General features: G+C 59.1%; 23 protein-coding genes. 3 read left to right on the forward strand and 20 right to left on the reverse strand.

Features of this window, described 5'->3' with window-relative positions; translation table 11 throughout:
- Window positions 1–9 precede the first annotated feature (9 nt).
- Genes Q1A34_RS19580 through Q1A34_RS19645 form a run of 14 tightly spaced genes read right to left on the reverse strand, consistent with a single transcriptional unit; the run spans window position 10 to window position 10402 of the window.
- The gene (locus tag Q1A34_RS19580; RefSeq protein WP_300038525.1) at window positions 10–420 is read right to left on the reverse strand and encodes a hypothetical protein; all 411 of its coding nucleotides are present in this window, start codon (window positions 418–420) and stop codon (window positions 10–12) included.
- Window positions 417–611, reverse strand: a complete 195-nt coding sequence (locus tag Q1A34_RS19585; RefSeq protein WP_230798254.1) for a DUF4177 domain-containing protein — start codon at window positions 609–611, stop codon at window positions 417–419. Before Q1A34_RS19585 ends, Q1A34_RS19580 begins: the two co-directional genes overlap by 4 nt.
- Window positions 608–1594: an ATPase, T2SS/T4P/T4SS family gene (locus Q1A34_RS19590; RefSeq protein WP_300038529.1), complete on the reverse strand. Its 987-nt coding sequence runs from the start codon at window positions 1592–1594 to the stop codon at window positions 608–610. The genes Q1A34_RS19585 and Q1A34_RS19590 overlap by 4 nt, the downstream gene beginning before the upstream one ends.
- Before the next feature lie 4 nt (window positions 1595–1598).
- On the reverse strand, window positions 1599–2978 hold the full coding sequence (locus Q1A34_RS19595) for a TrbI/VirB10 family protein (protein ID WP_300038532.1): 1380 nt from the start codon (window positions 2976–2978) through the stop codon (window positions 1599–1601).
- On the reverse strand, window positions 2975–3670 hold the full coding sequence (locus tag Q1A34_RS19600) for a TrbG/VirB9 family P-type conjugative transfer protein (RefSeq protein ID WP_300038535.1): 696 nt from the start codon (window positions 3668–3670) through the stop codon (window positions 2975–2977). The genes Q1A34_RS19595 and Q1A34_RS19600 overlap by 4 nt, the downstream gene beginning before the upstream one ends.
- A gap of 1 nt (window position 3671) precedes the next feature.
- The gene (locus Q1A34_RS19605; RefSeq protein WP_300038538.1) at window positions 3672–4325 is read right to left on the reverse strand and encodes a virB8 family protein; all 654 of its coding nucleotides are present in this window, start codon (window positions 4323–4325) and stop codon (window positions 3672–3674) included.
- A 16-nt stretch (window positions 4326–4341) separates the two neighbouring features.
- Entirely contained in the window at window positions 4342–5151 is an 810-nt protein-coding gene (locus Q1A34_RS19610; RefSeq protein ID WP_300038541.1) for a type IV secretion system protein, read from the reverse strand.
- The gene (locus Q1A34_RS19615; RefSeq protein WP_300038544.1) at window positions 5151–6305 is read right to left on the reverse strand and encodes a lytic transglycosylase domain-containing protein; all 1155 of its coding nucleotides are present in this window, start codon (window positions 6303–6305) and stop codon (window positions 5151–5153) included. The genes Q1A34_RS19610 and Q1A34_RS19615 overlap by 1 nt, the downstream gene beginning before the upstream one ends.
- The gene (locus tag Q1A34_RS19620; RefSeq protein ID WP_300038547.1) at window positions 6295–6462 is read right to left on the reverse strand and encodes a hypothetical protein; all 168 of its coding nucleotides are present in this window, start codon (window positions 6460–6462) and stop codon (window positions 6295–6297) included. The genes Q1A34_RS19615 and Q1A34_RS19620 overlap by 11 nt, the downstream gene beginning before the upstream one ends.
- Window positions 6459–8834: a type IV secretion system DNA-binding domain-containing protein gene (locus Q1A34_RS19625; protein ID WP_300038550.1), complete on the reverse strand. Its 2376-nt coding sequence runs from the start codon at window positions 8832–8834 to the stop codon at window positions 6459–6461. The genes Q1A34_RS19620 and Q1A34_RS19625 overlap by 4 nt, the downstream gene beginning before the upstream one ends.
- Window positions 8824–9102 carry a VirB3 family type IV secretion system protein gene (locus Q1A34_RS19630; RefSeq protein WP_300038553.1) on the reverse strand — a complete coding sequence of 93 codons (279 nt, stop codon included), beginning with the start codon at window positions 9100–9102 and terminating at the stop codon, window positions 8824–8826. Before Q1A34_RS19630 ends, Q1A34_RS19625 begins: the two co-directional genes overlap by 11 nt.
- Complete coding sequence (locus Q1A34_RS19635; protein WP_300038556.1) at window positions 9095–9388, reverse strand: TrbC/VirB2 family protein; 294 nt, start codon at window positions 9386–9388, stop codon at window positions 9095–9097. Before Q1A34_RS19635 ends, Q1A34_RS19630 begins: the two co-directional genes overlap by 8 nt.
- A complete protein-coding gene (locus tag Q1A34_RS19640; RefSeq protein ID WP_300038559.1) occupies window positions 9385–10005 on the reverse strand; it encodes a lytic transglycosylase domain-containing protein in 621 nt (206 codons plus the stop codon). The genes Q1A34_RS19635 and Q1A34_RS19640 overlap by 4 nt, the downstream gene beginning before the upstream one ends.
- Window positions 10006–10048: 43 nt before the next feature.
- The gene (locus tag Q1A34_RS19645; protein WP_300038562.1) at window positions 10049–10402 is read right to left on the reverse strand and encodes a hypothetical protein; all 354 of its coding nucleotides are present in this window, start codon (window positions 10400–10402) and stop codon (window positions 10049–10051) included.
- A gap of 144 nt (window positions 10403–10546) precedes the next feature.
- On the opposite strand from Q1A34_RS19645, the gene Q1A34_RS19650 reads away from it, so the two are divergent.
- On the forward strand, window positions 10547–10867 hold the full coding sequence (locus Q1A34_RS19650) for a hypothetical protein (protein WP_300038565.1): 321 nt from the start codon (window positions 10547–10549) through the stop codon (window positions 10865–10867).
- A 30-nt stretch (window positions 10868–10897) separates the two neighbouring features.
- Here Q1A34_RS19650 and Q1A34_RS19655 read toward each other — a convergent pair whose 3' ends face one another.
- The 3 genes from Q1A34_RS19655 to Q1A34_RS19665 form a co-directional block, all read right to left on the reverse strand.
- Window positions 10898–11083, reverse strand: a complete 186-nt coding sequence (locus tag Q1A34_RS19655; protein WP_300038567.1) for a helix-turn-helix transcriptional regulator — start codon at window positions 11081–11083, stop codon at window positions 10898–10900.
- Between the two features lie 679 nt (window positions 11084–11762).
- A complete protein-coding gene (locus tag Q1A34_RS19660) occupies window positions 11763–12509 on the reverse strand; it encodes a hypothetical protein (protein WP_300038570.1) in 747 nt (248 codons plus the stop codon).
- Window positions 12510–12686: 177 nt separating this feature from the next.
- On the reverse strand, window positions 12687–13100 hold the full coding sequence (locus Q1A34_RS19665; protein ID WP_300038572.1) for a response regulator: 414 nt from the start codon (window positions 13098–13100) through the stop codon (window positions 12687–12689).
- Window positions 13101–13216: 116 nt separating this feature from the next.
- Between Q1A34_RS19665 and Q1A34_RS19670 the strand changes: the two genes are divergently transcribed.
- Window positions 13217–15757 carry an HWE histidine kinase domain-containing protein gene (locus tag Q1A34_RS19670; RefSeq protein WP_300038575.1) on the forward strand — a complete coding sequence of 847 codons (2541 nt, stop codon included), beginning with the start codon at window positions 13217–13219 and terminating at the stop codon, window positions 15755–15757.
- A gap of 314 nt (window positions 15758–16071) precedes the next feature.
- Here Q1A34_RS19670 and Q1A34_RS19675 read toward each other — a convergent pair whose 3' ends face one another.
- From Q1A34_RS19675 to Q1A34_RS19685, 3 genes are read right to left on the reverse strand one after another with little or no spacing between them, the layout of a single operon-like run.
- Entirely contained in the window at window positions 16072–16773 is a 702-nt protein-coding gene (locus Q1A34_RS19675; protein WP_300038578.1) for a DUF4157 domain-containing protein, read from the reverse strand.
- 51 nt (window positions 16774–16824) lie between these two features.
- The gene (locus Q1A34_RS19680) at window positions 16825–17358 is read right to left on the reverse strand and encodes a hypothetical protein (protein WP_300038581.1); all 534 of its coding nucleotides are present in this window, start codon (window positions 17356–17358) and stop codon (window positions 16825–16827) included.
- A 6-nt stretch (window positions 17359–17364) separates the two neighbouring features.
- Window positions 17365–19833, reverse strand: coding sequence for a hypothetical protein (locus tag Q1A34_RS19685; RefSeq protein WP_300038584.1), 2469 nt, complete (start codon window positions 19831–19833; stop codon window positions 17365–17367).
- A 273-nt stretch (window positions 19834–20106) separates the two neighbouring features.
- Here Q1A34_RS19685 and Q1A34_RS19690 point away from each other — a divergent pair, with 273 nt between their 5' ends.
- Window positions 20107–21399, forward strand: coding sequence for a transporter substrate-binding domain-containing protein (locus Q1A34_RS19690; protein ID WP_300038587.1), 1293 nt, complete (start codon window positions 20107–20109; stop codon window positions 21397–21399).
- The last annotated feature ends 10 nt before the right edge of the window (window positions 21400–21409 follow it).

Raw genomic sequence — 21409 nt, forward strand, 5'->3', positions numbered from 1 at the left:
AGGGCTGCCTCACCAATTGCCCGCGGCTTCGCAGATGGCTTTGGCCTCAAGGCGAACTTCGTTGGCGCGCCGATTGTAGGCGTCGGATGCTTCCAGCATTTCCCATCGTTCGTCACTCGCGTGGACCTCGCGAAACACCGCCTCGGCTGCGTCCCAAGATGGGAAGCGGGTCTCGCAATCGCAGCTACCGCTCTCGACGACGCGCTCGAGGTTTTGGGCGCGGTAGATATCCTGGACCAGCACGCGCTGATAGGCTTGGCGCAGGGGGATCTCCTGCATCCAGACGGGCTCGGCGGCCCGGTCCGGACAGACGTTGAAGCTGCGACCGAGGGTCGGCACCAGATTGCGCTCGGCGAAGGCGGGGATAGCCAGTAGGCTCAGGGCCATCGCGGCCAAGGCGAGGTGCTGCGCCTGTCTCATGCCGTGGCTCCAGCAGGTGTGGTTTCGCGCTTCAGGAAAACGGTGTGCCCGATATTGGCGAACTCCGAGGAGCTGATTGACACCACCTCCCAGCCTTCGGCCCCCTTCGCGTTCAGGCTGGCCTGCATGTCGGCAAGACTCGTCTTGCGGGTCATGGGGAAACTGAGGATGTCATATTCAAAGGTCTTCATTGGGAAGCTCCAGTCTCATTAGCGCCGGGGAGGTAGAATTCGGTGATGCCGCGCCTACCGTCGTGGCGACCGGCCTGGATGATTACATCGATGGAATTCTCGATGTACTGGATCACGTCGGTGTAGGTCATCGGGATCTCGGTCTTGAGCGCCGCGATGGCGAGCCTCTGCACGGCAAGTTGAGGGGTTTCGGCGTGCAGCGTGGTCATGGACCCGCCATGACCGGTGTTGATCGCCTCGAGGAAGGTCATGGCCTCCTTGCCGCGTACCTCGCCGAGGATGATCCGGTCGGGGCGCATGCGGAGGGTTGCGGTGAGCAGCACATCGGCCGTCTGGAACTCCGAATCCCGATTGGCGATGAGGGTCACTGTATTTGGCTGGGTCGGCAGAAGCTCGGCGGCTTCCTCGATAGTGACGATGCGTTCCTCTGATGGCACGTGAGACAGGATCTTGCGCGCGGCGACAGTCTTGCCGGTGGAGGTACCACCCGAAACGATCATGTTGAGCTTGTTCTCGACGCAGAAGGCAAGGGCATCATCGATCACGCCCGCCGCCACCACTTCGCGCAGTTCCCGGGTTTTCTCGAGGCGGAGTTCTTCAAGCTTGCGTTCCTTGCCATAAAGGAAATCAAGCGCGATCCCGTCGAGCGGCAGGCTCGAGAAGAACCGCAGGCTGATCGACATCGCCGAGAGCACAGCAGGTGGCGTGATGACCTGTGCCCGGATCGGGCGGCCCTTGTAGGTGATCGAGACCGAGACGATGGGGCGGTCCTTGCTCATCGTTGTGTTGGCGGAGGAGGCGATCTGGTTGCCGAGGTCCTTCACTTCTGTTGCGGTCAGCTTTTGATCCAGCTTCCGCATGAAGTGATCGCCCTGGAATTCTCCCCAGCAGCTGCCGTCGGGGTTGATGCAGATCTCGATGACATCGTCGCGGGCGGCGGCGTCGATCCGATCAAGCGAGGTTTGGAGATAGCTCAGCGACATGGGCTCAGAATATCTCCAGATCGCGGTCGACCATCACCGTGACGCGGGCCCCCTGGTCGACATAGATGACCGGACCGATGGAGAGGTAATCGCCAATGACGCTGTCCGTGGCATCGGCAAGATCATCGCCCACGTCTTCGAGCACGTCCGCGGTGGTCTCATCCTGCACGTTTGCTGCAGTGGCGCTTGGAGCAGCCGATATTAGAGAAATCAGCGCCGCTGAGCCAAAGCGCTCATCAAAGCGGGTATCGACAAAACCTGTGACGCCGGAGCGGCCAAGTTCATCGCCCCCAAAGGAACTGATCTGGATAGTTTGATTGTCGGGCAGGATGATCCGGTCCCAGGCGATCGTAACGCGGTGCTGAGCGATATCGACGCCAGAACGATAACGTCCGATCAGGCGGGAACCACGCGGGATCAGAAGGCGGGAGCCATCGAAACTGAACACGTCTTCGGAAACGACGGCCTTGGTCTGCCCGGGCAGGGAGCTGTCGAGGGCGGTTTCCATGACGGCCTGGATCATCGTGCCCTGGGTGATGGTGTTGGACGGGTTGGCAATGACTTCGGCCTGCGTCACCGACGTGGGCAGCGCGCCGTTCAGCACGAAATCCGTCACCTCCCCAAAAGTCCGTTCGGTCAGTGCCGTCTCATTTGCGCCGGAGGTGCTGCCAAACGCGATGGTTGGCGAGGTGATACGACGCTCCTGAAACGCCCGTTCCTCGGCCGCGCGGCGTTCAAGTTCCGCGAGCTGTCTTGCTTCCTCCTCGCGGCGGATCCGTTCTTCTTCCCGCGCGCGCAGCTCGTCCTCGGTGGGCCCCAAGGGCGCGGGAACAGGGCGATTGGCCTCGAGCTGCGCAAGTTCAAGGTCCATGCGGAGTTGCTCCAGCTCGCGGTCGCGCACCGTGAGTTCATCGCGAAACTGCTGCTGTGCGGATTCTGACGCGGCTTGAAGGGCCGCGATCTGGGCCGTCAGCGCATCGATGGCTTCGGCGGCAGCCGTGTCTTCCGCGACGACCGGTTCGGGCGCGTTGCGCAATTCCTCGATCTGGGCCTGAAGGGCGGCGAGTTGCGCCAAAAGCTCGGCGTTCGGTTCCACCGGTTCCGGTGCGACCAGAACGACTTCGGGCTCCGGTGGGGGGAGGGATTCGATAGCGCCAAACCCGTCACCTTCGTTTTGGAACACGTCCGGCGTGGCTGTGGGCAAGGCTTCTTCTTCCTCGGATTGGGACATGAAATAGAGCAATGCACCGCCCGCCCCGATCACGAGGACAACGACCAAAGCGAGCAGCGGCGAGCGTCGCGGGGCAGGGGGCGAACCTGCGCCTTTGCCTTGCTCGAGGGCGGCGAGACGTTTCTCGAGGTCCGCGTTTCCAGTATCGCTCATGAGCCCACCCCCGCAGGCGGTGTGGCCTCGATGCAGACCACCTCGTCCCCGATCCGCAGCACCCATTGCCGGTTCACCCCCGAGACCCGGATGACGCCATCCTCGGTGGCCTGCGTGTTGACCGTCCGCTCACGGCCATTGGCGTAACGGAAGATCGCGGGCACCGGCGCGTTCCGCGGGAATGCGAAATACGTGAAGGTCCCGTCATCCCAGACGCGGCTCGGGGTGAACTCGGAGCGCGCACTGGCACCGTAATTGTAGTTCGGGGCTTGGGCCGCGATGGCACGTGTGGGCCGTGCATTGTCTTCGGGGTAGCGGAACTGGACCACGTAAAAAGTCGGACTGCGGGTCTCCTGGACGTTGAAGTAGTAGCTGCGGCGGTTGGTATAGACAGTCACGTTGGTATGGACGCCACGTGCGACGGGCTTGATCGCGAAGGCCTGTCCACCGGGCACGCCGTCGATCTCAAAACCCTCCGTGTCACCTGCGATGATTGAGCGGATGCTCTCGCCTTCCCCGAACTCGACCGTGGTCACATGGGTGAGCGAGACGTTGAGGCGATAGACTTGGCTCTCCTGGTAGGTGGCCAGGCGCACCCGGTTGTCATTGGGGCCGCCGCGCGGGATGGATTCGGCTAAGGCTAAGACTGGCAGTAGGGTAAATAGGCCCGCAACAAAGAGCTTACTGATCAAACTAATTCTCCAATCTGTCGGAGCGGATGGAATATTCGAGGACTGTGAAGCCGAAGGGGTTGGTCCAGACTTCATCGATGGAGCGACGGGTCTCGGGGCGGAACTCAAAGAGAAGCGTGGCGGTGAAAAGCCCGGTCTGAACGCCATTGATGGAGGTCAGGCGCTTGCGCAGGCGCACGGTGGCGCGGTTGTTGCCGATGCGATTGATGCTGAGGATTTCCACGTCGAGCCGGGCGTTCGGCCCGTAGACTGTCGGCGGGTAGTTCTCGTTGGCGCTGTTCCAGATCTGGCGCAATCCGCTCTCGGAGGCACCGTCCGAGCGACGCAGAACACTGCGGATGCGCAGATCATTGTCGAGCTGGTTGTAGACTTCGCGGTCGGTCACATAGCGGAAGACCTCCGCCTCAATAATAGCCAAGTTGGCTGTGACAGACGTCGCGCCCACCGAGGCCTCGGGGAGTGCGAAGCCTGTTTCGGGATCATAGGGCACGACTACAGGCGGCGGATCGACATCGAAGACTGCGACAGCCGCGGCGCTCAGGCATCCGAGGATGCCAAAGATCAGGCAGATGAGCCCAAGGCGTTGCCAGAGCCGCTCGCGGCGCAGCGCCCCATAGACCAGCTCTTCTTCGATGATTTCCTGTTCACGCGGCACGCGTCACACCCCTGAATCAATCTGCGCGCAGGTCAGGCAGCGTAAAGTCCATGAAGCGCTGTTCCTCTGCGATGGTGGCTGCATCGATCACGCCGCCGGTGCCGTCGCCCACGGTTTGCACGGCTTCGAGCTGCCACATGGCCACGAGCGCAATGGCGAGTTCCGCCGTCACGCGAGTATTGAGGTCGATGCTTTCCTTGAGTTCGTCCATGTCATCGATCAGTCCGACGAGCCGGTCGACGCGTTCGAGCGACTGGCCGGCATCCTCGTAGCTGTTTTGCGCTGCTGCTGAAACGAGGGCGCCAGTCGTGGCTTGCGTGGCCACGCGATTAGCCCCGGGATTGCCGCTGGTGGCCATTTCCGAAAGCGTGTCTTCGTCAAATCCGAGATCGGCCAGGACCCGGTCCATCTGGGTTTCGATCTCGCCCGCGCCGGAGCCAGAGAGGCTTGAAAAGTCTCCAGTCTTGATGGCTTCAATGGTGGCGAGGATGTCTCCGAACTCCTGATCGAGCAGGCCATTCAACTCGTCTTCCATCTCCGTGCGGATGATCTCAGGCAGTTCGGCCAGGCGTGTGAGGGCTTCGTAGGTCCGTTGCAGCTCCGCGAGTTGGTCCGTGAGTGTCGCAAGCTGTTCGCGGAGCTGCGTCAGCTGCTCGTTTTGGAGGATCTCGTCTTCGATCATCTGCCGGAGCTGCTGGATGTTTTGCGCGATGTTCTGGGTATCGACGACGGGCACGCCTTGCGCCAGGGCAGGGGCGAAGGTGCCAAGATGCAGGCCGATCCCAAGTGTCGTGGCCAAGGCCGTTCTCATGAGTAAATGTCCCATTAGTCTATCTCCCTGGTCGTGAATTCCATGAACGCGCTTTCGGCCATGCGGGCGCTGGCCTGGGCCAGCTCCTCGGCGTAGAGGACGCGGGTCCGCGCCGCTTGAAGTCGAATGCGGGCAGCGACCAAGCGGACCAACTCGGCACGGGCATAGGTGTTGAGCGCGATGCTTTCCTGCACATCTTTGGTCGTGGAAATCCGTTCGACGATATCCGCAATACGCAAGGCGGCCTGTCGGATCGCGGCGGGTGAGCTGTTGCCATAGAATGCCGCGCCATGCCCGGTGATCGAAAGGTTGGCATTGGCCAGAAGCGCGGGGTCGATCGAGCCGAGCGCTTCGATCCCGCCGATGCGGCTCAGATAGAGGTTATAGCGTTCGGGGATGGCCTGGACGTAGTGCTGGGTTTCGGCGAAGGGTGGCACCCCACCATACTCAAATACCCGGCCCGGCCCCGCGTTATAGGCGGCAAGCGCGTTGATGATATTGCCGTCGAAGGTGTTGAGCTGGGTGGCGAGATAACGCGCGCCGCCATGCACCTGCAGGTAGGGGCTGTCATAGTGTTCCGGGTTGATGCCGAGATCGCTCGCGGTGCCAGGCATGATCTGGGTGAGGCCAAAGGCCCCGACCGGCGAGCGGGCGCCAATCGTGAAGCGGCTTTCCTGCCAGATGAGGGCCTGCAGCAGGGCCCGCCACTGAACCGGGGAGAGGCCCGCGCGGCCCACTCCGGCAAAGCCGCTGGTCTCCTGGGCCACGCGGATGATGAGCTGCTCGATGTTTTCCGCCGCATCCCCGAACATCTGTGCGCCGCCGGGGTTGGGATCGATTTCGGCATTGCCATAGACGGCCTCGGCGGAACGGGCCGGATCCCCGCTGCCGCTTTCCAGCCCTGAGACCATAGCCGGCAAGCCCTGACCGCCGAAGCTGGTCTGGGCATCGAGGATGCGTTGCAGGGTCTCGAGTTGCTCGCGTTCGATCTCGGCGATGAGTTCGCGCACGGCAAGCTTGTCCGCCTGGACCGCGAGGTCTGCCTCACGATCGCCGGTCTCGACGATATCGCGCACTGTCAGCCCGCTGTCATTGGTTGGAACGCCCTGGGACAGGGCGAGACCGGGCAGCAGGCAAAGCGCAAGGATATGGGGCAGGCTAGACTTCAATGTCGCGCTCCGGCGCGCCAAGGGGCGTGAAGCTGCAATCTGGAGCGACAGGGGCTGTCGAGGCGAGGAAGGTGAAGCAATTGACCTGCGGTTCCTGGTACTGTGCGCAGGAGGCCAGCGCGCCGAGCGCGGCGAGCAGCAACAAAATGTGTGTCATGAAATCTTCCAGAAATCGGGGCGGTCACGGTAATCGGTGCCGACAAGCGCTTCGCCCTTTTCCATGCCGCCAAGGATCGTGAGATTGGGCCCAAGGGCGCTCAGATCGGCATCGAGGACGATTGAGCCTTGATCGTCGCGGATCAGCGCAAGGCGGCTGTTGCTGCCCGTGTTGAGAAGGACGTCGAGCTCCTTCTCCGTGAGGTTCAGCATGACGTAATCCGAGGCACTGGCGCGGATATTGGGGAGCAGGATCTGCGTCGGGACAGCCTCGACGATGGTCTTGCCCGTCCGTGTGCGCTCGAGCTGGCTGGCGTATTGCGTCATCATCACCGCGACGGTGTTCTGCTTGCGTGCGGTCAACAGCCAGTTCGACAACCGCTCTGCGAAATAGGCATTGTCGAGCGCCTTCCAGGCCTCATCAATGATGATGATCGTAGGGCGGCGGTCCTCGATCTCGCGTTCGACTCGGCGGACGAGATAGGAGAGGACGGCCATCCGTTCCTTCTCGGCCTCGCTGTCGAGAATGGCGGTGAGATCGAAGCCCACCACATCGCCGTCTAGCGAGAAGGTGTCTTCCAGGGTCTGTCCAAAGATCCAGCCATATCGCCCGTCTTCGGTCCACTCAAACAGTCGCTGGTGCAGATCGCCGCCATCATCGGTCGACACAAAAAGCGATGCGAAATCCCGCCAGTTCCGCAAGGCCGGATTGGAGGCCTGCGCGTTCTGGCGGACGACTTCTTGGATGCGGCTAGTCTGTGCCGGCATGAGCGGCTTGTCAGCGCGATGAAGCAGAGTGGCGAGCCAGTCCGACAGCCATGCCGTGCCGCGACTATCGGTTTCCGTCCAGAGGGGATTGAGGCCTGTGGGTTGCCCCGCTTTTAGGGACGCATAGCGCCCGTCATTGGCGCGGACCGCCATCTCCATACCAAGGCGGTAATCGAAGACGAAGATCCGCGCCCCTGCTCGTCGGGCTTGAGTCATGAGAAACGCTGACAGCACCGATTTGCCCGAGCCGGGTCGACCCATAATCAGGGTATGCCCGCTGGTCGGTTCTTTGTCGGGCGTACCTTGCTCATGATAGGAAAACCGGTAGGCACTCTGTTCGGGTGTGGGCAAATAGGTGATGACCTTGCCCCAGGGTGTTTTCGCGGCAGGCTTCCCTAGCTGCGTCCGATGAAACGCCGCGAAATCCGCGAAGTTGCGATTGGTGATCGCACTGGCACGGACGCGCTTGGGCTGGTTGCCGGGATGCTGGCTGAGGTAATGCGCCTTGGCCGCCACGCGCTCGCCGACCATTTTTACGCCTTCGGAGGCGGCGGCGTTGACGATCTCGGCGCTGAGGGTCTGCAATTCGTCCAGCGTGTCGCAAAAAATTGTCACGACCATATGGTGCTCTCCGAAGCTCTGGCGTTTGGCTTCGAGATCATCGGCGGCGATGTCGAGGGCTTCCATGAGCGACAGCGCCGCATCCTGAGAAGCCTGCATCTGACGCTTTTGCCGCTTGATGCGGCCTGCCATGAGGTTCGAATTGATCGGCGTGAAGGAATGCGTGACGATCATGTCGACGGGCAGGTTCAGCATGTCGAACATGGTGCAGGAGGTGGCCTCGGAGTATTCCCCGATGGTAAAGCTCTTGCCGTAGCGATGTCCCACGACACCTTCGGAGAGCTCGAAATGATCTCCGTGAAACGTCACGCGGGTATTGGCGACATTGAAGGACAGGAAGCCATAGGTGTTGGCCGGATAAAGCGGCAATTCCTGGCCGGTATTCAGCGCCCCTAGAAAGCCGATCAACTCGCCACTTTCGGCCGTAAGTACGCGCGGGTTCAACTCGCTCAAGCCCGACACGAATACACTTACGGCCTCGCCCAGACGACGCAGACGCCTCTCGGTTGCCTCTTTGAGGCGATCGGGGGCGCTGCGGTTCAGGAACGGCAGGACGCTTTTCGGGGGCGGGCGGTGAATGATTGTGAGGGTCAAGGTTTTGTCGCGCAACCCGCTGGTTTCGAGTTTCGCGCGCCAGAGCCGGTCGACTTCTCCGGCAAAACTGTTCTCACGCACAGGCTCGAGGTCTGGCGTGATCGCCTTGGAGACCTTGTGGACGTAGTAGCTGAACTCTGGTCCCAGTTGCGCGATGATGCGGGCAAAGAGCGCGGTTACCTTGTCGAGATAGGCATCATCCGTCGTGTAGCTGTTGACACCACCCAGCCGGATGCACTGGAATAGCTCGTTCACCCGCGTCCGCACGGTGCGGTCATCGACTAAGCTGACGTAAGGCAGCATATGTGCAAGGCGGGTTTCGCGCGCATACCAGTTCGGCGTCATGGTGCGGAGATCGAGCGTTTCGTCCAAGGCTGTATTAGGGCGCATAGCTGTCCCCGCCATGGATGGAGCGGTTCCGCGTGGGCGGCGTTTCCTGCAGCGCCGTCATCATCACGTCGATGAAGCGCGGATCCCAGTCGGCAGCTTTCCAAAGCACCGGGTAGAGCAGGACGGCTAAGCCCAGCACGGCGATGTGCTGGACCCAGACGAACAAGAGCACCGAGCAAAAGAGCCAGACCATCGCATACATGATGGGCAGGCCCAGAAGCTTCGGCGGCCGCACGAGGCCGAGAAAGAGGGGCGAGCGCTCAGCCACCGGCAAAGACCGCGGCAACAATAGTGGGTGCGGCAGCAACACCGGCGATGCCGACAAGCACCCAGAGGGCCTGGCGCAGATCGATGATGTTGAAGAACCAGCTCAAGAAAACACCGAGCACGGCGAGCGTGGCGATGACGACGCCAAGCGGGCCGGTCAGCGCATCGACGATACCCTGAAGCAGGCTCTGGATCGGGGAGAGATCAATGCTTTGTGCGAGGGCCGGCTCTGCGACGAGGAGGAAGAGCGCGAGCGAGGCGACGAAAAGGTGTGAAATCTGTCTCATGAATTTGATCCTTCCAATCGGGCCATGACGGCCATGACTCGGGCCACGTGGTTCTGGGTTTCTCGGTAGGGGGGAATGCCGCCGTATTGGCGGACTGCATCGGGTCCGGCGTTGTAGGCTGCGAGGGCAAGACGCGGTTCGCCGAACGTCTCCAGCATTAACGCAAGGTAGCGGGCGGAGCCGTCGAGGTTCTGAAGTGGATCACGCGCGTCGACACCGAGATCGCGCACCGTCGCAGGCATCAATTGACCGAGGCCGATGGCGCCAGCGCTCGAGACCGCATCCTGACGGTAGCCGCTCTCGACTTCGATATTTGCGCGGTAGAGGCTCAGCCAGTCTCGGACAGAAAGATCTGCGCGGCGCAGTGCAGGATGACCGGCATAGCGCAGAGCCGTGGCCTCTATGGCCGCCAGAACATCGACGCGAGGGAGGGGTGCTGGACGGGCGAGTGCTGCAAAATGCAACGCGTCAGGTTCAATAGCTGGTTCAGCTTCACCGAGGATCGCCAATTCATCAGCAGCGGACCCCTGTCCGATACCGTCATTGTAGTTCCGGGCAAAGTTGTCCTGGGAGCGGGACGGGGTGAGAGAGCCATCGCTCTCCATGACCAACACCATTTGCGCAGCGGCGGGACCCGCCAGGAACCAGCAAAGGAGAAGGCTACTTGCTGCCGCCCTTGTCGGTTGCAGCCAGCTTGTGCGTTGTCCGCTGGCCCTCCTCGAGCGGGACATCGGCATGGGAGAAACCAATCCCGATGAGGAAGGAGACCACGCCCGTGATTGTCTTGAACTCGCGGATCTTGATGTCGTTATAGGTCGTGCGGGTGCGGGCTGTGACGAGGAGTTTTTCCACGCCGTCGTCCGAGACGACACGCATGATCCAGACCCCGTAGTAACTTGGGCCCTTCTTGTGTGCCGACGCCTGGCACAGGATTTCAGCGCTATAGCCACTTTCCACGAGTTCGCGGAAACGTGCTTCCGTAACCACATTAGGTGCTTCGATGTCCCAGTTCATGGCCCGGCTCACGCTTTCTTCAAAGGCGCAACGCCCGGGCATTCCCACTTGAAGCCCAGAGTTACGAAAGTATACTTTCAACCGCAAGATATATTATTAGTTGACGCGGCGTTATGTCGTTGAACATCTGAATTGGCACGCGTGATGGAAACGATCAAGAAAATATGGGATTTCTTCCATCTTGGATTGAACCGGCGTGCCGGGCTGGCAGCAATAGTTGCAACTTTGGTGGTGATTGATCACGCCGATGCCGAGACGTGCATCGCGCCCCTGCCCCCGTTCATTCCGACCGATTCTGCGGCAGCTCAAGACTATGAAGACCTGACTCGGAGCGATTTCGATCTATACGTCAGGGATGTTCAAGCATATTTGCGCTGTCTTGATCGGGAGCGCACGCGCGCATTCCATGAAGCGCAGGCGGTCACCAACGCGTACAGGCCGTTTTTGCGTTTTGTGGAAAGATAGTAAAGTGCGCTTCTTGTTGGCAGTGTTTTGCTATCGCGGCTTGAGTAACGCAGATGGATCGACGTCCAAAGCCTCGGCGATCTTCTCCAGCATGTCGACGGATACGGCATACTTGGCATTTTCAAGCTTGCCGAAGTATCCGCGGTTGATCTCGGCCGCATGCGCAAGCGCTTCCTGGCTGAGACCGCGGTCCCGCCGTAATTCCTGGATATTCAACCCTACTCTTACACGAAGCTTCATGCCAAAGGCAGAGCCACGATGATGGGTATTTCACCACGCGATATACTATACTTTCGTCATCTAGGCTGTTGTTTTTTCGCGTGTCTCAACCAGATGTTGGTGACGCGGAACCGCGTCAAATTGAGTCAAATCCTGCTCGATCTGCGGATATTGCAGGATTTGCGGTTCCCAAGGATCAGAACGATCCAATCGTGCCGGCAGCACCGCGGCCTCCTCAAACCCAGTATGCCTTCTCCGTGTCTATCCGAGGCCCTCTCCAATCCGTATCGGATTTCAGCGCAGAGCTTCTCATAGCGGAAAGCATTTCAAAGTTTTGTGAAGTGAGTAAGAAGTTGATTGGTGAATTACGTGAAGCGAGACCCTTGGCGAAGCTGATTGCAGAGGATCGAGAGACAACAGTTGGTTGGGTTTATCTATGGAATACAGGAGAGTTGACTATTATATGGCTGCGAGAAGCCTGGGAGGTCAATTTCATAGATCCCAGTATCGATCCTCTTGTTCTTGACGAAGCCCGGTCGATTTCCGACCCAAGAGTACTCGAATTGTTGACGAGATTGCGCACGTTCTAGAACGCCATCTGCGAAACATGTTTAACTGCTCTGGTTGGATGCTCGGACAGGTCAAACGACACTTACGAACTATCGGTGCCGGGAATTCAGTAATTGACCTGCTCGAAGCCATAGTTGCCGCTGAAATCACGCCATTCAACGAAAACGGATCGATGATTGATGACCGGACAATCTTCGCCCCATCCTTCCAGCCCGATATGTGATGGCGGCAAAGCCGAGTCAGAAAAACGGTGCCAGGAAAATCCTCCCTGACTGTCATAAGTGCCCAAATCGACACGTGCGCTCTGAGTGCAATTCTGATCACTCCCGGTAATTTGCTGACGCGCAAACAACACATTGTACACGCGAATTGTGCGGACGAAATTGAACTCAGGTCCACTGATATCGATGTCTGCGCGATCTTGAATGAGCCGGGGAGACCGGTCGGCAGGAACATGGTCTCCTGAGGTTACTGGAGCGCGCCAAGCAGCCTCAATTGGGTCAGCGGCCTCGCGTGCTGCAAAAGATTGTCGCGGTCCAGTGCTGTCGTTCTGGAAGAACGCTTCAAAGATGCGGTCTGCACTGTTTAGTGCTGGAGCGGTCTCAAAGGACGCTCCCATGGGACAGCGCCAGATTTGCAGCGGCGGCTCCACCGGCCAGGGCGTAATGCGCCGGATGAATTCAGCTCGAGCTCTGGCGCAAGGGACGGAAGCTGGCCAACCGCCAGAAAGACACAAGAGGATCGCGCAATCGATCGGGTATGTCTGCGCTCGGGCGGACATCGGCAGCGAAAGACCTGTGAGAGTTAAAGCGACCGCGACGGAGGGGAGGAGTTTCTTGAGAAAGTGACGCATGCCGAGTAGCCCTCAAAAATGGAGTTCAGTATACGCACAAAAATATATTATTGAAGCACTAAGTGTATTTCCCTCTATTCCACTTATGTTATATTTGTGTTGCTATCAAACGCACAGCCACCCAAAAGACCCTTACTAGGTGGGCGACCCAGCGCTAAAAATGCAGACCTCCGAGTATTAGCCACAATATGCAGAAGCCAGATTGATCAGCAACCATTTATGCAAGGGTTTCGCGAGCACGTCTTCCAGCCCGTAAGCCGCCCTGTTCTCATAGTCATAGAGTGACTTGACGCCGGTAATGCCGATAACCGAAGGCCCCCCGTTGTCTCGCCGGGCAGCGATGGTGCGCGCGGCATTTAAACCTAACGCTTCTCCGCCGAACTCGATGTCCATGAAAACTAAACCGTAATTATGTGGCGATTTTGCCAATTGATCCATCGCATCTTCTGGATGGCTGCACGTATCGCAGTGGAACCCTTCGCTCACCATGAAGTCCTTGATCTGGAAACGTACAAAAAAATCATCGTCCACAGCGAGAACGCGCAAACGAGGCTTGTACGAGCGCGAGCTAAGGTCGGCCAATGAAGTCATCTCAAACAAGTGTCCAAATACACACGGGCAGGCGTAAAGTGTTTGTTAACCAAGTTAATATTTGATTAAATTTAATTGGGGAAATGCGTTTGAAATCAGATTTTCGAGGTAGCAGAATGTCAGACCGGCTTGATGAGGCTCAGATACAGGCTGCACTTGCAAGCTGCGCAGCTGAACCAGTACATATTCCAGGCGCTATTCAACCGCACGGTGCGATGGTGGCTGTCGGATCAACCAGTCAAGAAATTCTTTATGCAAGTCAAAATACGGAAGACCTGCTTGGTTGCAAGTTGCAGGAGTTGTTGGGCAAAACCCTGGATCAGGTCTTTGACCGCACCACGAATCACTCGCTTCTGAATGGCATGTTACGTGAGGAAATTGGCCAATTCACTAACGATCTCGGCGTTGTTGTGATCGGCGATGCGGTACTTGCAGTAACTTCCTGCGCTTCGGGCGATTGCACAATCTTCGAGTTCGAACCAGCATCTGAAGTGCCCCCACCTGATGCGAGAACGGTGCGAGATCTCGAATTCCTGCTTGCCCAGACGCGATCTGCAACGACCACCCAAGAGCTTTTCACGAACAGTACGATGCTATTGCAGATGCTTACCGGATACGACCGTGTTATGGTCTACCAGTTTGACGCGGAAGGAAACGGTCAAGTCAAAGGCGAGGCTTTAGTCACCGGTCTGGAGCCCTATCTGGGCCTCAACTATCCCGCCTGGGACATTCCGGCACAAGCCCGGCGGATAATGCTCAAAACGCCGATGCGCTACATAGCCGATGTCGATGCGCAGCCGGTTCCAATACAGGCTATTGAAGCAAACCTGCCGGACCTTGACATGACATACGCCCATTTACGTGGCGGCTCCAAAATCCATTTTGAGTATCTGCGCAACATGGGGACGAGAGCAACATTAACGCTCAATATCAAGCTGCATGACGACCTCTGGGGTATGATTTCCTTCCATCATGCCTCGTCGCGAATTCCGGATCAGCGTACTCGTCAGTTGTGCCGGACCTTTGCGGAAGTCTTCGCTTTGCAAGTCGATCTGCTGAGACAGAAGTTTCATCACCAGCAACTCGCACAAGCCGATGATCTTCGGCGCCGCATCAGCGAAAAATCCACTGAAATTTCTTCCGACAAGTTGTTCGAAGAAGCACTGCTCAAAGAGCTGCAAATTGCAATGGGTGCGGATGGCGCGGCGCTCTTGCACAAGAATTTTCTGCTTCAATCGGGTGACGTGCCACCAAAGGGCAGTCTTCTGGAAATCCTAACAACCGAAGGTTTCGACGTGGGTGTGGTGGCAACTTCCAAACTCGCAAAAGAATTACCCGCGCTGTCTGAAGCATCAGGACCCAAGTTCGCAGGACTTCTTCTGTCAAGGCTTTCCAACGACTGTGCGTTTGTCTTCTTCCGGAAAGACCGCGCAACAACTGTCACATGGGCGGGCAGGCCAGAAAAAGAAATCGTGGTCGAGAACGGTCAGGCTAGACTACACCCTCGGGGGTCTTTCGCGGCTTTCGTGCAGAAAGTGCAGGGCACTGCGGAACCATGGTCTATTGAACAAAGGAAGCTTGCTGAGGATCTCTGGTCCATGTTTGTTTCGGCGGAACGTGAACAGTTGATCAAGCAAGCAAACCGCCAGCAGTCAATAATGATTGACGAGTTGAACCACCGCGTGCGCAATATCCTCGCGCTGATCCGCTCTTTGTCTCATCAATCGCTGGAACATAATGGATCAATCGAAAGTTACGTCCGCGCCCTCGAAGCGCGCATCGCTGCCGTCGCCGCAGCGCACGATCTTGGAGTGGACAAGTCGAGCAACGTCGCATCGATAAAACAAATTCTGCGTATTGAAGCTACTCCCTATTGTCAGGAAGCCAAGCGCTTCACAATTGAAGGTGACGACATTGGCATCAAATCTGATCTGGCACCCATGTTTGCACTTGCAGTGCACGAACTTACCACTAACGCTGCTAAATATGGTAGCTTGTCGAAATCGGGTGGCGAAGTTCGCGTTCAACTTGTGAAGGTACCTGGTGGTTTCGAAATCTTTTGGCAGGAAATAGGCGGACCGGTAGTCACTCCACCGCGCAATAAAGGCTTCGGAACTACCTTGATCGAAAAAACGATCCCGTTTGAGATGAACGGGACCGTAGAGGTCAACTTCAAACCTTCAGGAGTATGTGCTTTGATCCAACTACCTGAAAATGTTTTGTTGGAAGCAGCTTCTGTCCCAGCAGTCACCGTGGACATGGAACCGTTGCATGGCGCCGGCGCAGCCATACCCCCCGAAGTTTTTACACACAAGTGCCTGTTGGTTGAGGACAACTATGTTGTGTCACTCGACACTTCCCGGGTGTTGAAGCTGGCTGGGTTCACAACCGTAGAAACTGCACTGAATGCCAAAGATGCACTCGAGAAACTCGATAGACTTGCGCCGGGAATCGCTGTTCTCGACATTAATCTTTCATCAGGTCGAACGTCGGAGGTGGTGGCCAGAGAACTCAAGGCAAGGAGCATTCCCTTCCTATTTGTGACAGGCTATGGTGATACCCAGAAGCTGGATCCCGAGTTTGAAGGCACTCCAGTACTGAAAAAGCCTCTGAACGAGGCCGACTTGCGTATCGCGCTGGTGGATCTCATCCTGTGAGACTCTATCTATAGTAGCTCACTCACGGTGCGGCGTTGCAACTGACCAAGACAGTGGGATCGGCACACAATGTTAAGGCTTCTTCAAGGTAGCAGCTTGATGGCGAAACCAACGTCCGCTTTCTTGCATGATCCGAACTATTCCAACAGAGCGCCTATGGGTTACCCCGGCACAGCCGGCCGGGTGACGCCAGAAGGTAACCCATGGGTTACCTTGTCCAACCAGATAAACGCAGCAGGGTAACCCGTGGGTTACCCTTTCTTTTTGGCAATATCATTTTAAATCAGTGGGTTACGCGAAAACACCTGCGCGGATCAGCTGTCGCGGTCCATCACAGAGAACTGGGCGGCTTTGGCCCCCATGGTGTCCGCTTCGCTTTCCAGACCCGCATCATCATTGACCGGCGCGCCGCCCACTTCGGTGGTCGGTTTCACGCGGCCCTGCTTTTGCTGGGCCACATGCCAGGCCTCGTGGCCCAGGTGTTTTTCCTGGCCCGGACCGAGGTGAATATCGGTGCCCTGGGCATAGGCATGGGCCTGCAGCGCGGCGGGTTTGGCAGAGTTGTAATGCACTTTGACATCATCCATCGCCACACCCGAGAGGCTCTCCACACCGGACTTCAAACCGGCCGGCATCCCGCCGTCCATCGCCTTGCCCTGGAGCGCTTCTTCCTCTTCCATCCGCTGGGCGGTGTCGGTGAACTTACCCTGCAGTTCTTCTTCTTCCATCCGCTGCACAGGGTCAGAGGCGAACTTGCCCTGCAGGGCTTCCTCCTCTTCCATGCACTGCGCGGGGGCGTCGATGAATTTGCCTTGCAGTGCCTCTTCCTCCATCCGTTGCGCGGGGCCGCGTTCGCGGTTCTGCAGCTGTGCCAGACGGCCCGTTGCACTGCTCTGATCCGCGGTGGCCTGGAGCCCGGCAAGCGCCTGTTCAGGCGCGGTGTCGCGCGTCTGTGTCGTGGCCCTGGCCGCCGGTGCATTGGCCTGGCTGCGTTCGGATGCGAAAATCTGTGCCATATCATCTGTCCTTGCCGGTGGCTTTCTCTCTAGCACGTCCGGATTTAAATTTCATCTCTCAGTTGAAATTGTTTCTGCAAGCTCTTCCAGTGCGTCATGGGTTTCCTGCAGCGCGCGTTCTGCGGCCTCGAAATCGGGCGGGGGGTCGGTGCTCAGCGCGTCCACGAGGGCAGGGGAGAGCACGCCGAGATTTTCCAGCACAAAGCGCACCACGGCGGGCCCGCTTTTCAGCGCGCTGTCGCCGGGCGGGGCGAGGTGGTTGCAGGTGTAATAAAGCATCTGCTCGTCCTCCATCGCCAGCACCTTACCTGTGGTCAGGGACATGTTCACGGTGTTGAGCATATTGCGCACCAGCGACCAGGCCCGGTCTGTGACGGCCTGGGCCGGGATCACCACGATCATCTGCCACAGCTCCAGATCCCCATCTGCCGAGTCGAGCAGATTGATGCGCAGCACCGGCTCGTCCTCAACGCTGAGGCCGGGGAAGGGCACGGCGATATGGTAGGGGTCGGGGGCGGCATCGATCAGTACCGGGTTCAACCCCGCCAGATCGAGCGCTTCGGCCATTTCCTCGGGCGTTGCCACAGGCGTCTACCTTTCCTTGAGGCTCTTGATAATGAGCGCCATTTTGGCCTGCTCCTTGTTAAAGCCCGGCGTGTCGTTGTTGTCGATGCGCTGTGCATCCCGGCGGATGTTGAGCGCGTCAAAAAACCATTTCCGCTCGTCCTCGGGCGCGCGCAGGATCTCCATCGCGGCGAAATTATAGCGGAATTCCTTGTTCGCGGTGGTCTTGTCCAGATCATAGCGCCCGCGTTTCTTTTTACCACCCAGCCGGTCCTGGGTGCGGGTCAGCGCGTGGTTCACGAACTCTTCTCCATCGGCGGTCATGGCGGCTTTTTCCAGGTTGGTTTCCTTGCCGCCCTTTTTGTCCCGCCGGTGCTGTTTGAATTTGCGGATGCCGATCTGGGTGAGTTTCGCCGCCGTCGAGACCATGCCGATGGCCGCCCCGATACCGGCCCCCAGACCGCTCACCGACAGCGCGCCCGAGGTGATCGAGGCGGCAGCGTGGATGATGTCGATGATCGCGCGGTGGATCTGTTTCACGAATTTGTCGCGGGTGACCATAAAGGCCAGATAGAGCGGTTCGCTGAACTGCGCGGTGAGCTTTTTGCCCATCGCTTTGGCCTTGTGCGCGGCGTGGCCGGTGCGGGCCAGTTTGATGCCCTCGCTGACGAAATCCATGCAGCCCTTGATCAGGCCCAGAACGGGGATGACGGGCACGTTGTTCACCGTGCCGCGCACCGCATCCGTGACCGTCCCGACGTTTTCCGAAGCGATCTGACCACCGGCGGCGATCTGTTCATAGAGCTTGCGCACGGCGGAATATGATTTGGCCACACTGTTGGTGGCCCCAGCGATTTCGTGCACGGAATCAAACAGGTCCTGGCCGTGTTCGCCCAGGGATTTGCTGTCATTTTTGACCGGTTTGGCGCGCTGAAAGATGTTCTTGCACATGGTCACGATGTTCTTGACGCTGTCCACGGCCCCCAGCACAACACCCGCCGCATCGCCTGTCAGTTTCATGTCCGTAGAGACGTCGGTACTGTCACTGCTGAACATGTTAGAGTCGAATTTCTGCCCGTCGCCCTTCATGATGTTGAAGGCCCCGCCGAGGTATTTGCCCAGCATTTCCGTGGTGCCCACGGTGGACAGAAAGGTCAGCTCGGCAATGGCCTTGCCGCGCTTTGACTTAAGGGATTTGTTTTTCGGATCGGTCTTGAGGCGGCGGTTGCAGTCAGAGACAATGGCAAAGAGCCGCCCGAGCTCTGCGCCCAGTTTCACGCTCATCACCGCGCTGGCCCCGATGTCGGCGCTGCCCGAGACCTTGTCCATGGCGCCCTGGTTGTCCTCGATCGCGCTGTGCAGCCCGCCCATGATCGTCGTTGCCATCTGTTTGGCGGCGGTTTTCTGCGCGCTCTCGCCCTCGGGGATGGTGGTTTTCCAGTAGTCCTCCAGCCCTTCGTTGCCCTTGCCGCCGGTGCCCTGCATGCCGAGCGCGTTCATTGCCTCGCCCGCCAGATCCATCGATTCGTCAAAGCCCTCGGGCAGGTCGAAATCCGGCTCTTCGCCGTTCCCCTTGCCCGCGATTGCGCTGTAAAGCCCGATGTCCTCGCGGGTTTTCTGCATCGCGGCCAGCACATGCGGCGCGACGGTGTGGCCGGTCGCGTTCTGCCGGGCAATCTGTTGTTCGGCGCGCGTATAGTGGCGTTTGTAGCGGGCCATATAGCGGGCCAGAGGGGCCTTTTTCGTGTGGTTCCGGCGGGTGCGCGCGGCCACGGCCACATTCAGGCGGTCCTCGCCCAGGGCAATCAGGATCGAACAGGCATCCCAGATGGTTGTGACGGGGTCATGCGCGATATCGATGTCGCGCACCTGCTCGCGCATCTCGGCCAGACCGGCCACCATCTTTTCGGCCACCGGGATTTTGATGTCGCGCGGGGGCACGGCCATGATCTGCTGCACCCGCAGGCGGATGCGGTTGTAGACGTCGAAGGAGAAGCTGGTGCGCTGGCCTACATCGGGGCTTTCATCGGGCACCTCGTCCAGCTCGGCCGTCTTGGCCGCCACCTGGTTCTGCAGCTCGCGGACCTCGCTCATCCGGCGGGAATTGCGCTTTTTACCGGCGTATTTCGTATTTTTGGCGTCGATCCAGGTGTTGATTTTACCGGCCAGGGCCGCGAGGCGGGCTTTCTGGGTTTTGACATCCATAAAGACCGCAGACTGGTAGAGGATCAGCGCCTCGTCGATGCGCAGCAGCATGTCCGAGCGTTTCATCCCGGCCTTGGTGCTGCGGGTCCGCCAGACCTCATAGGGGATCACGGCGGCGCGCTGGAGCACGGGCACCGGCGGGCGGGCAGGGGCCGCGCCCGGTGTGCGCGCCCGGGCCTGCAGGGTTTCGGATTTCTGCCGCCAGGGGCTGAGATCGGCGGCGGTCTGCATCTGTGTCAGACCGTTTGCGCTGCGGGACAGGCCGTTCGGGCGGGCAGGGGAGGGAGCCACCTGCCGGGGATGTTCCAGCTGCGTGCCGCGTGTCCTCATCCTGGGGATGCCCCTGCATTCGGTGGGAGGGAAAACGAAGTGATCACTTCCCGCGAGGCTAGAGGTGACGCTGTGTCAGATCAAGGGCGGTGAAATCAGCCCCGCGCAAAAGTTCCCGTATGAATTGTTTTCTTGCATATGAGCGGAAACTTGCCTTAGGGTTGTGAGAGTTTCGGTGTTTCTATTTTAAATAGTTGAATCTAAACCATAATTCATCGAAAAGAGCGAACACCAATGATCCGCGCCCTGCTTTTGCTCTCTGTGCTTGTCAGCACAGTGACCGGATTTGCCCCTGCCGCACATGCCTGCCCCCAGTCGCGCCCAGATGGCGATATCGTCGTTGCCCTGCGCGACAATGCAGAGCCCTTTGCCTATTTCGATGCGGGCGGCGCACCGGCTGGGTTTGCCTATGATCTGTGGCGGCGGGTCGAGCGGTCGCTTTATGTGCTGGATGATGTGGGCCGGGCCGTCGCGCCCGAGGTGACCTTTGTCGCCTGTAATACCATTGACGGGCAGGAGATCGCGCTGGTGTCGGGGCGAATCGACGTGGTGATCGCCCCGCTGACGATCACTTCGCAGCGGATGGAATCCTATGATTTCTCGCAGCAGTATCTGTCGTCGGGCCTGGCGCTGGCGCTGCCGCCATCGAATGCCATCGACTTTTCCCAGGCCAAGGACATTGTGGCAGAGACCATTCTGCACCCCACGGTCGCCCAGGCGGTACTGCTGTTTCTGACGTTCAACCTGGTGATGGCCTTTCTGATCCGCTGGCTGCTTTTTGGCGGTGACAGCGCAACAGAGAGCCGGACCTCCACTTGGCTGCGTTCGCTGCTGGAATCGATCATCCGCACCATCGGGCTGCGCGGGGTCGGGGACGGATATTCAACTGCTGTGGCCAAGGTGCTGGAAATCTTCCTGGCCGTGGTGGGCACGGCGCTGTCGGCGACGCTGCTGGGTGTTCTGACCTCGGCCTTTGTCGGGTCGGTCGGGGCAGAGCAGAAAGTGCCCGCCGCCGGTCTGACGCAGATGTCGATTGCCACGCTGGACTGTTCCACCGCCCAGGCGCTGCTGCTGACTGAATACGGCAAGCGCAAGGGGGATGTGGAGGCCGGAACGGCCGAGGCCGCGGCGCTGGATCTGCGGGTCAGTCAGCTGGTCTGTAACCCCGAGGACCCCGAGCGCGAGGATATCACCGTCGATGACAGCCCGGACCTGGCGGGATCGGTGCGTCTGGTGAGCAGCTGGCGGCAGGCGGCCAATCTGCTGGTTGAAGGCAAGGTTGATGGTGTGCTGGGCGACTGGATCGCGCTGACCTATCTGAGCCGTCAGGACACCTGGGCAGGTCAGATGGCCGTGCTGCCCACGGTGTACCGCAATGAGCCCTATGGCTGGGGTATTTCCAATACGTCTGTGTCCGAGGATCTGCGCCGCCAGATTGACCGGGCGCTGATCCGCCAGATGCGCAACCGGGACTGGCGCAAGCGGCTGGAGGACGTGCTGGGGACCGGCAGTGTCAGCCCGAATTGACCGTCCAGGA

Source organism: uncultured Roseobacter sp., assembly GCF_947491795.1.
Taxonomy (GTDB): domain Bacteria; phylum Pseudomonadota; class Alphaproteobacteria; order Rhodobacterales; family Rhodobacteraceae; genus Roseobacter.